The organism is Caballeronia sp., assembly GCF_028292365.1.
In the GTDB taxonomy this organism is placed as follows: Bacteria; Pseudomonadota; Gammaproteobacteria; order Burkholderiales; family Burkholderiaceae; genus Caballeronia.
On the sequence record NZ_JAQGMM010000623.1, the window covers coordinates 1 to 6727 of the forward strand.

Sequence of the window (6727 nt, forward strand, 5' to 3'; positions counted from 1 at the left end):
GCGGCGCCGAAGGTGGCGGCCAAGAGTCACCCGCCACGAAAGAAGCGCTGAGGCGCGCGGTAGCGACGAAGGCGACGCGCCTCAGTTTGAAATGCGCGGCCCGATGCATCACGCACCGGGCCGCGTTTCCATTTTGTTTTGTTTGAATACGGTCTGGTCCAGTCATGTCACGTCTTAAAGTTTTGTATGGTTTTCACGCGGTGACCGCACGGGTTCGCGCCGACGCATCGACGATCGAAGAAATTCTCTACGATCCGACCCGCAAGGACCGGCGCATGACGGATTTCCTGCGCACCGCTAAGGAAGCGGGCATTCGCCTGATCGCCGCCGACGAAGCGCGCCTGTGGGGCCTGTCGGGCAACGTCGGCCATCAAGGCGTGGTCGCGCGCGCAACCGACATGCCGCTCGCGCAGAACCTGGCGGAACTGCTCGATGGCGTCAGCGGTACGCCGTTGCTGCTGGTGCTGGATGGCGTGACTGATCCGCACAACCTCGGCGCGTGTTTGCGTGTGGCCGATGCCGCCGGCGCGCATGCCGTGATCGCCCCGCGCGATCGTTCGGCCGGACTGAACGCAACCGCCGCGAAGGTCGCGAGCGGCGCCGCTGAAACCGTGCCGTACATCACCGTGACGAATCTGGCGCGTGCATTGCGCGAGCTGAAGGACGCGGGCGTGTGGGTGATCGGCACATCGGGCGATGCCACGGCGAGTGTCTATGAGACGAAGCTCGATGGTCCGGTGGCGATTGTTGTCGGCGCGGAAGGCGAGGGCATGCGACGCCTCACCGGCGAGACCTGCGACGAGATCATGAAGATCCCGATGGCGGGCAGCGTAGAGAGCCTGAATGTATCGGTGGCAAGCGGGATTTGCTTGTTCGAAGCCGTGCGGCAACGGTCGGTGAAGAAGAAGTAAGCGCGCGTCATGCGATTCAGTTTCGCTGTCATTTGCGGGGTGTGCTGCACGCTGCTCGCAGCGTGCTCCAGCACCGAGATCGATCGCGGCGCCTACATTGCCGACACGCGTTATCACGCGCCCAGCGCCGACTCGCGTGTGCGCTTCCTCGTCATGCATTACACCCAAGGCAACGAAGCGCGATCGCTCGCAGTCCTGACGGGTGATGATGTCAGCGTCCACTACGTCGTGCCCGATAATCCACCTGTCAGGAATGGCGAACCGGTGGTCTATCAGCTCGTACCGGAATCAGAGCGGGCGTGGCATGCAGGCCAAAGCGAATGGCAGGGAACGACGGAGCTGAATGCGGCGTCGATAGGCATTGAAAACGTCAACGTGGGTCCCGTCGATACACCGCAAGGACGCACGTGGCAACCGTATCCGCCGGCGCAGGTCGATGCGCTCGTGAAGCTCGCGAAGGACATTGTCACGCGCTACGAGATTCCGCCCACGCGTGTGGTGGGCCATAGCGACATCGCGCCTCAACGCAAGACCGATCCGGGCCCCGCATTCCCCTGGCACACGCTTTACGACAACGGTATTGGCGCATGGCCGGATGACGCGACGGTGGCGCAACGCCTCGCCGGACGCGATCCCAAGTCGCTTGTCGACGTGGCTGCCTTGCAGCAAAAACTCCAGCGATACGGCTATGACGTCGCGAATGACGGCGTGCTCGATGACAAGACACGCCGTGTGATCGCCGCATTCCAGATGCACTTTCGCCCCGCTGATTACGCGGGCAACCCCGATGCAGAAACAGATGCAATCGCGGCCGCGTTGCTCGATAAATACTTCCCTTAAAGGACCTTCGCGCCCATGTCTGATCTTTATCTGCCGCTGCGCTCTGTGCATATGACGTGCGCTGCGCTCAGCATTCTGGCTTTTGTCATTCGCTATATCTGGATGCTGCGGGAATCGACACTGCTGCAACAACGCGCGGTGAAGATCGTGCCGCATATCGTGGATACGTTGCTGCTGTTGAGCGCAATCGGGCTGGTGGGAATCATCGGCTTTGGACCGAACGCGGCGTGGCTGTCGGCGAAGATCGTCGGGCTGATCGTGTATATCGTGCTGGGTACGCTTGCGCTCAAACGCGGCCGCACGAAGGGCGCGCGAGCGATGTTCGGCCTGCTGGCAATCATCGTGTTCGCGTTTATTGCATCGGTAGCGCGCACGCACAATCCGCTTGGTTTTTTCATGCACGTTTGAGTGGACGTCGCGGCCGCCGCAGCCACAGTCGCAGCGGCACGACGCTGCGCCGCCGCGCTCAGCTAGAATTGAGGTTTCCCCCTTTACGCTGTCACCCTCGCCATGACCCAAGACGAACTGAAGCAACTGGTCGCTGCCGAAGCGGCCGCTTATGTCCACGCCAACGTACCCGAAGGCGCGGTGATCGGCGTCGGTACGGGCACGACGGCGAATTGTTTTATCGATGCCATCGCCAGCACGAAGTCGCGGTATCGCGGGGTGGTATCGAGCTCGCTTGCCTCTACCGCTCGGCTCGAAGCGCATGGTTTCAAGGTGCTGGAGTTGAACGAGATCGAATCGTTGCCTGTGTACGTGGATGGCGCCGACGAAATCGACCCGCACGGCGCGATGATCAAAGGTGGCGGCGGGGCGCTTACGCGGGAGAAGATCGTAGCGTCGGTGGCCGACGTGTTTGTCTGCATCGCGGACGCAAGCAAGCGTGTCGAGGTGCTTGGGACGTTCCCCTTGCCGATTGAAGTCGTGCCGATGGCGCGCACGGCGATCGGCCGGCGCATCACGGCATTGGGCGGAGTTCCGGTGCTGCGCGTGACGCAAGACGGCTCGCCGTTTATCACCGACAACGGTAACGAGATCATCGACGTGAAGACGTTGAAGATCGCCGATCCGCTCGCGCTTGAAGCGCAACTCAATGCGTGGCCGGGCGTGGTGACGGTTGGATTGTTCGCGGCGCGTGGCGCGAATGTATGTTTGCTAGGAACGCCGGGCGGCGTGGAGCGGATCGACTACACGCAGCGATAAGGCTTGCGATACGCTCTAACCATGCGCGGAGGCTTTCAAGCCGGCCGCGCTTTTTTTTGCGCTTTTTAATTTGCCGCGCGGCCAGGAAGTCCGGCCGGAACGCGGCTTCAGGCTCAGATGCCCGGAACAGATCGTTTCAATGATGTATGCGATTAGTAAGATATCTCTGATCGAGAAGAACAGCCAGTCAGTCAAAATAAGCCAGTCCCCAGAGCAACACGCTCCAAGCCCACCCGATTGCGCGACCGCGAACATTCTGTCTGCGTTAAAAAGCGTAATAGCTTGTATAGCTGCTGATGCGTGGGCTTGAAGTCAAAGGTCTTAACAATAAGGGAGTTCGGCGATGCAAACCAATCTTCGCAAGACGCTCGACGCGTCTTACTCGCGGCTCAAGCACGTAGAGCCTTCACCCACCGCATTCGCAGGCAACTACGCGTTGTGCCTTGGCATGATCATGGGTGCGCAGACCTGCAAGGGAATGTCGCTCCAGGAAGCAGAAAGTGAACGTGCTTACCTGGCTATGCTTGCCGCCCTGTATGAGATCCAGCTCGCCATGCCGCGCAATCTAAGCAAGCGTTGAAGCAGTCAGGCAAGCAGGTTATTGAAAGAGCCCGGCATGCCATATATCGGGATTTTTCAATCTTTAACTGTTCTACTTAATTTTTCTTTGCGCCTGTTTCGGTCTCTGCCTTAGCATTAGCACTTAGCGATGCTTTGCCAGGTTTACATCGGCATTAGCTTCAGGCGCCGGTGCTGCGATGTCGAAGAGCACGCGTGTCATCTGACGCAGATATCGGTCGATGGAGAAGTGCTGGCCTGCATCGGCACGACCCTGGGCGGCGAGACGCACTGCCAGTTCCGGTTCACGCTGCAATGTGCTGATTGCATCTGCGAGTTCGGGTGCATTGGCCGGTTCGACGATCAACCCGTTCTCGCGATCCCTCAGTATTTCGGGTACCGCGCCTCCGTTAGAGGCGATCACGGGCTTGCCTGCGGCCATCGCTTCAATGATCACAAGGCCGAACGGTTCTGGTTGCGTGGACGCATGCACGACCACGTCCATGGCATTCATCCACGACGCTACGTCGTGTTGAAAACCCGCGAAGTGCACACGCTCCTCGATGCCAAGCGCCTTCGCTTGCGCTCTTAGACTCTGTGCATATTCCGTCTCGCCGAAGAGTGCATCGCCGACCAGAACAAGATGAGCGTGTGGCACGCGTGCAATCGCATCGAGTGCTACATGTTGACCCTTCCATGCGGTGAAGCGACCAAACAAGCCGACGAGAAAAGCGTTGGCAGGGAGCCCAAGCGCTGCACGGCGCTCGTCCATTGGCGTGGCCACTTGCATTGTGTTGCCGCGAAAACGCGCCATGTCCACGCCGTTATGGACGACAGGGACGGCACTCGGCGGCAGGCCGGTGAGTTCGATGAGCGCATCAGCGGATGCACGCGAATTAGCGATCAGGTGATCGACGCCGATCCTCACGGCCCACTTGATCAGCAACAGATGCAGGCGGCCGAAGTGATCGCGCGAGACGATGTCGTGTACATGCCAAACCGTCGGCTTGCGATGAAGTACGCGGCCCAATGCGCCCAGAATCAAGGCCTTTTGCGTGTTGAGGAAGACGATATCGAAGGACTTCGCGCGGACTGAAATGGAGCGGACCTGGCGCACGATACCCGGCAATGCGCCAAGCGCGGCGAACCGCATGCGGTCCTTCTTGATGTTCGAGATACGTGCGTCCGCGTCCACTGATACCCGCACGCCTTCAGCCTGGAGACGTTCGCGAAACGGGCCATCTGAGAGCAACAGGACTTCGCTGCGCCGGGTGCATTGAATGGCAAGCGGCAGCAGACAGATCTCGGCGCCGCCTAGCTGGCCGCTTTGATCGACGAAGAGAATGCGCGGCTCTCCTTTCGATAACGACGAGGCGGCGGCATCCGCGCGTTGCGGGGCGGATTCGCGTGCGTTGGCAGTCGTTGCCGGGCCTGCATCACGCAGCAGCGTATTGGATGGAATTGATAAGCTGGCTGCGGATTTTGTGGGCATCGATGACAGGGCGGTGCGAATAGTCGAATGAACGATGGGCAAACCGTAAGCCGATGAAGATATCGACCGTGGGCAAGCGGACACAGCGCTCATTATTCGCAATGTGATGGTCGGGGTGTGTGGGCGTGCGCACGAAAGCGTGCAGTGACTATCTTTAAACTCGCTTCATTGGCAGCAAGGGCTGCGGCAGACGGGTTTGATCATGAAAGTGGCTATTGTTCACGACTGGCTGGTGGTGTCGGGCGGCGCGGAAAAGGTGCTGGAGCAAATGATTGCGTGCTTCCCGCAGGCAGATATCTTCAGCCTGGTGGACTTCCTCGAAGATCGTTCTATCGTTCATAACAAGCCGGTGAAGACCTCCTTCATTCAGCGGCTTCCTTATGCGAAGAAAAAGTATCGGGGGTATTTGCCGCTGATGCCGCTTGCTATCGAACAGTTCGACTTGTCTGGCTATGATCTTGTGCTCTCGAGTTCGCATGCGGTAGCGAAGGGTGTGCTGGTCGGGCCCGACCAGACCCATGTGAGCTATGTGCATTCACCCATTCGCTATGCGTGGGATTTGCAACATCAGTATTTGCGTGAGGCGCGTCTTGAGCATGGACCGCGTTCGTGGGCGGCTCGCATGTTGCTGCATTACCTGCGTAACTGGGATGCGCGCTCAGCTAATGGCGTGGATCGCATGATTGCGAATTCGCAATTCGTAGCGCGCCGGATCATGAAGAGCTACAGGCGGGAAGCGGCGGTCATTGCACCGCCGGTTGATGTCCAGGCATTCGAGGTGGGTGACAAGAAGGGCGACTTCTATTTGACCGCATCGCGGATGGTGCCTTACAAGCGTATCGATATGATCGTGGAAGCGTTTGCTTCCATGCCTGATCGCAAGCTGGTGGTGATTGGCGATGGCCCGCAGATGGATCTGGTGCGTTCGAAGGCGACGCCCAATGTGAGTATTTTGGGTTATCAGTCATTCGAGGTCTTGAAAGACCATATGCAACGCGCCAAGGCCTTTGTGTATGCTGCGGAAGAAGATTTTGGCATTGCTATAGTGGAAGCGCAGGCATGCGGTACGCCGGTGATTGCTTATGGCAAGGGCGGGGCGCTGGAGTCGGTGATTCCGCTTGGATCGCCGGGGGCGACGGGTTTGCATTTCATGACCCAGACGCCGGCATCGTTGTGTGATGCTGTGGAGCGGTTCGAGGATTGCTCGCATGCCTTTACGGTTGCTGCGTGCCGGAGAAATGCTGAGCGCTTTGGTGCTGCTGATTTCCGTCGCCGGTTTATTGTTGAGGTGTTGAACGCGATGGCCAAGGCCGGTCCTAGCCGGGAAAGCGAGCTGACGAGTGTTATGCCGCCGGCGTATGTTAAGGCCGCATAGGGCGGTGGGTTTTCGCTCGCGCCGGTGGACGGGTTTGGTGGCTTTGGGCGTAGTGGTGGGGGTTTATTGTCGGGTTGCCAGGTTCCAGGGTTAGCGGTCTGAGTCGTTGCCGGGTTGCTGCTTTCGGTGTTGGTGGTCTGCGTGACTCGGATATTCTCTTTATCACTATTAGCCACTGCGCGTGGCGGCGCGTCATTTCTTTTTCCAAAGCGAAAAAGAAACGAAGCAAAGAAAACGCTTTTAACCGCACTACCCTAAGTGTCCACAGCGTGCAGTTTCTATTCATAGGTGCCCCAAAAGCACGGTGCTCGCCAGAGCCACGGATGTGTGAACCCCTCTTTCTCC

The 6727-nt window shown here is 59.0% G+C and carries 7 protein-coding genes; 6 read left to right on the top strand and 1 reads right to left on the bottom strand.

Going from position 1 to position 6727, the window contains the following annotated elements:
- Positions 1-164: 164 nt before the first annotated feature.
- The 5 genes from rlmB (at position 165) to JWR14_RS36225 (ending at position 3537) form a co-directional block, all read left to right on the top strand.
- Complete coding sequence (gene rlmB / locus JWR14_RS36205; RefSeq protein ID WP_299719165.1) at positions 165-911, top strand: 23S rRNA (guanosine(2251)-2'-O)-methyltransferase RlmB; 747 nt, start codon at positions 165-167, stop codon at positions 909-911.
- A gap of 9 nt (positions 912-920) precedes the next feature.
- The gene (locus tag JWR14_RS36210; RefSeq protein WP_299719167.1) at positions 921-1751 is read left to right on the top strand and encodes an N-acetylmuramoyl-L-alanine amidase; all 831 of its coding nucleotides are present in this window, start codon (positions 921-923) and stop codon (positions 1749-1751) included.
- 15 nt (positions 1752-1766) lie between these two features.
- Positions 1767-2159: a SirB2 family protein gene (locus tag JWR14_RS36215; protein ID WP_299719169.1), complete on the top strand. Its 393-nt coding sequence runs from the start codon at positions 1767-1769 to the stop codon at positions 2157-2159.
- A gap of 102 nt (positions 2160-2261) precedes the next feature.
- Positions 2262-2957: a ribose-5-phosphate isomerase RpiA gene (rpiA, locus tag JWR14_RS36220; RefSeq protein ID WP_299719171.1), complete on the top strand. Its 696-nt coding sequence runs from the start codon at positions 2262-2264 to the stop codon at positions 2955-2957.
- A 343-nt stretch (positions 2958-3300) separates the two neighbouring features.
- Positions 3301-3537, top strand: a complete 237-nt coding sequence (locus JWR14_RS36225) for a hypothetical protein (RefSeq protein WP_299719173.1) — start codon at positions 3301-3303, stop codon at positions 3535-3537.
- Between the two features lie 123 nt (positions 3538-3660).
- On the opposite strand, the gene JWR14_RS36230 is transcribed toward JWR14_RS36225, so the two are convergent.
- Positions 3661-5007 carry a glycosyltransferase family 4 protein gene (locus tag JWR14_RS36230; protein ID WP_299719174.1) on the bottom strand — a complete coding sequence of 449 codons (1347 nt, stop codon included), beginning with the start codon at positions 5005-5007 and terminating at the stop codon, positions 3661-3663.
- Positions 5008-5209: 202 nt separating this feature from the next.
- On the opposite strand from JWR14_RS36230, the gene JWR14_RS36235 reads away from it, so the two are divergent.
- Positions 5210-6382 carry a glycosyltransferase family 4 protein gene (locus JWR14_RS36235; RefSeq protein WP_299719176.1) on the top strand — a complete coding sequence of 391 codons (1173 nt, stop codon included), beginning with the start codon at positions 5210-5212 and terminating at the stop codon, positions 6380-6382.
- Positions 6383-6727 lie beyond the last annotated feature (345 nt).